At 57.0% G+C, this 3,161-nt stretch carries 2 protein-coding genes; both read left to right on the forward strand.

The features are described 5' to 3' along the window. Window positions 1–1,186 (forward strand): NarK family nitrate/nitrite MFS transporter (locus QZ766_RS00280; RefSeq protein WP_297196073.1); only part of this gene is annotated, 1,186 nt, incomplete at its 5' end. Window positions 1,187–1,549: 363 nt separating this feature from the next. Next, window positions 1,550–3,161, forward strand: a 1,612-nt coding sequence (locus tag QZ766_RS00285; RefSeq protein WP_297196075.1) for a nitrate reductase subunit alpha, incomplete at its 3' end; no start/stop codon positions are given.

Below are 3,161 nucleotides of genomic sequence, written 5' to 3' on the forward strand. Positions count from 1 at the left end.
TTTTACTACCGATCAGCTGTTTATGCTGACCGCGCTGCCGGCGCTTTCCGGCGCGCTGCTGCGCGTACCCTACGCATTTATGGTACCGATTTTCGGCGGCCGCCGCTGGACGGCGTTCAGTACCGGGATCATGATCGTGCCGTGCGTGTGGCTCGGTTTTGCCGTGCAGGATCCGTCAACCTCATTCAATACTTTCGTTATTATTGCGCTGCTGTGCGGTTTCGCCGGCGCTAATTTTGCATCAAGTATGGCCAATATCAGCTTCTTTTTCCCGAAAGAGAAGCAGGGCGGTGCGCTGGGCGTTAACGGCGGCCTGGGCAACATGGGCGTTAGCGTTATGCAGCTGGTCGCGCCGCTCGTGGTTTCGCTGGGGATTTTTACCGTCTTTGGTGGTCACGGTGCAGAGCAGGCAGACGGGTCGCGCATCTATCTGGAGAACGCCGCGTGGATCTGGGTGCCGTTCCTGGTGATTTTCACCCTCGCGTCGCTGTTTGGCATGAACGATATTGCCGCGTCAAAAACCTCTCTCAGCAAACAGCTGCCGGTGCTCAAGCGCGGTCATCTGTGGATCATGAGTCTGCTGTATCTGGCCACCTTTGGCTCATTTATTGGCTTCTCGGCAGGGTTTGCGATGCTGGCGAAAACCCAGTTCCCGGACATTAACATCATGCACTACGCCTTCTTCGGCCCGCTGGTCGGCGCGCTGGCGCGCTCTGCGGGCGGTGCGATTTCCGACCGCCTGGGCGGGATCCGCGTTACGCTGGTGAACTTTGTAGTGATGGCTATTTTCTGCGGCCTGATCTTTATGACCCTGCCCGCAAACGGTGTTGGTGGCAATTTCGAAGCCTTCTTCGGCGTCTTTATGGTGCTGTTCCTGACTGCCGGGCTGGGGAGCGCTTCAACTTTCCAGATGATTTCCGTTATTTTCCGCAAGCAGACCGCTGAGCGCGTTAAAGCCCAGGGCGGCAGCGACGAGGAAGCTTCACGCGAGGCGGCAACCGATACGGCCGCCGCGCTGGGCTTTATCTCCGCCATCGGCGCCGTAGGTGGATTCTTTATCCCTAAAGCGTTCGGCACTTCCCTGGCAATGACCGGTTCTCCGGCAGGGGCGATGAAAGTCTTCCTCGTCTTTTATATTGCCTGCGTGGCCATCACCTGGGTGGTGTACGGACGTAAAGCAAAATAAAGCTCATGCTTTCATGACTGTCAGGCGCGATTTTATCGCGCCTTTTTTATTTTTCACTGGTGAAAATACCTCGCCAGAGATCGGCATCGGCAAAGTTGCCGCGGCTATACCCCTTAATACCTCAGCGGGAGGTCTTAGACTTCTGCAATCGGCACATTTTAATTAAAAGCATTACAAAACATTAAGTTATTTAAATTCGTTAACTAATACTATGGGAGTAGATACGCGCAGTTCACGATTTCGGAACAAATCCCGCCTTGATCATCATCAATTCTCTCCATCATTCAGGACGTTACTGTCGGCCCCATCAATGATTGCAATGTCGATTATCAGAGAGCCACAGGCTTCAACAGGAGAAACCCGATGAGCAAATTTCTGGACCGGTTTCGCTACTTCAAGCAGAAGGGCGAAACCTTTGCCGATGGGCACGGTCAGCTTCTGGAAACCAACCGGGATTGGGAGGATGGTTACCGTCAGCGCTGGCAGCACGATAAAATTGTGCGTTCTACCCACGGCGTAAACTGCACCGGTTCATGCAGCTGGAAGATTTACGTCAAGAATGGTCTGGTTACCTGGGAAACCCAGCAGACCGACTATCCACGTACCCGTCCGGATTTGCCGAATCACGAACCGCGCGGCTGCCCGCGCGGCGCCAGCTACTCTTGGTATCTCTACAGCGCTAACCGCCTTAAATATCCGCTGATGCGCAAGCGCCTGATGAAGATGTGGCGCGAAGCGAAGGTGCAGCATTCGGATCCGGTTGATGCCTGGGCTTCGATTATCGAAAACGCCGATAAGGCGAAAAGCTTCAAGCAGGCGCGCGGCCGCGGCGGCTTCGTGCGCTCCTCCTGGCAGGAAGTCAATGAGCTGATTGCGGCTTCAAACGTCTACACTGTCAAAAATTATGGTCCGGATCGCGTGGCGGGCTTCTCGCCGATTCCGGCGATGTCGATGGTTTCTTATGCCGCGGGTGCCCGCTATATTTCGCTGCTGGGCGGTACCTGCCTGAGCTTCTACGACTGGTACTGCGACCTGCCGCCGGCGTCCCCGCAGACCTGGGGCGAGCAGACCGACGTGCCGGAATCTGCCGACTGGTATAACTCCAGCTACATTATCGCCTGGGGCTCTAACGTGCCGCAGACCCGCACGCCGGATGCCCACTTCTTTACTGAAGTCCGCTATAAAGGCACCAAAACCGTCGCCGTTACCCCGGACTATGCCGAAATCGCCAAGCTGTGCGATCTGTGGCTGGCACCGAAGCAGGGCACCGATGCTGCGATGGCGCTGGCGATGGGCCACGTAATGCTGCGCGAGTTCCATCTCGATAAGCCGAGCCAGTATTTTACCGATTACGTGCGCCGCTACACCGACATGCCGATGCTGGTGATGCTGGAAGAGCGCGATGGCTACTACGCTGCCGGGCGCATGCTGCGCGCGTCGGATCTGGTGGGCGCGCTGGGTCAGGAAAAAAATCCTGAATGGAAGACGGTCGCCTGTGATGAAAACGGCGAGATGATGGCGCCAAACGGCTCCATCGGTTTCCGCTGGGACGGTCAGGGCAAGTGGAACCTTGAGCAGCGCGACGGCCAAAGCGGCGATGAAGTACAGCTGCGCCTGTCGATGCTCGGCGGTCACGACGATATTGCCGAAGTTGGCTTCCCGTACTTCGGCGGCGACGGCACCGAACACTTTAACAAGGTCGAGCTGGAAAACGTCCTGATGCACAAGCTGCCGGTTAAGCGCGTGCAGCTGGCGGACGGTACAACTCAGCTGGTTACCACCGTTTACGACCTGACTCTGGCGAACTATGGCCTGGATCGCGGTCTGGGTGATACTCACTGCGCCAGCAGCTACGACGATATCAAAGCCTATACGCCGGCCTGGGCCGAGCAGATCACCGGCGTGCCGCGCGCGCAGATTATCCGCACCGCCCGCGAGTTTGCGGACAACGCCGACAAAACCCACGGCCGCTCGA

The organism is uncultured Pluralibacter sp., from assembly GCF_913775985.1.
Lineage (GTDB): Bacteria > Pseudomonadota > Gammaproteobacteria > Enterobacterales > Enterobacteriaceae > Pluralibacter.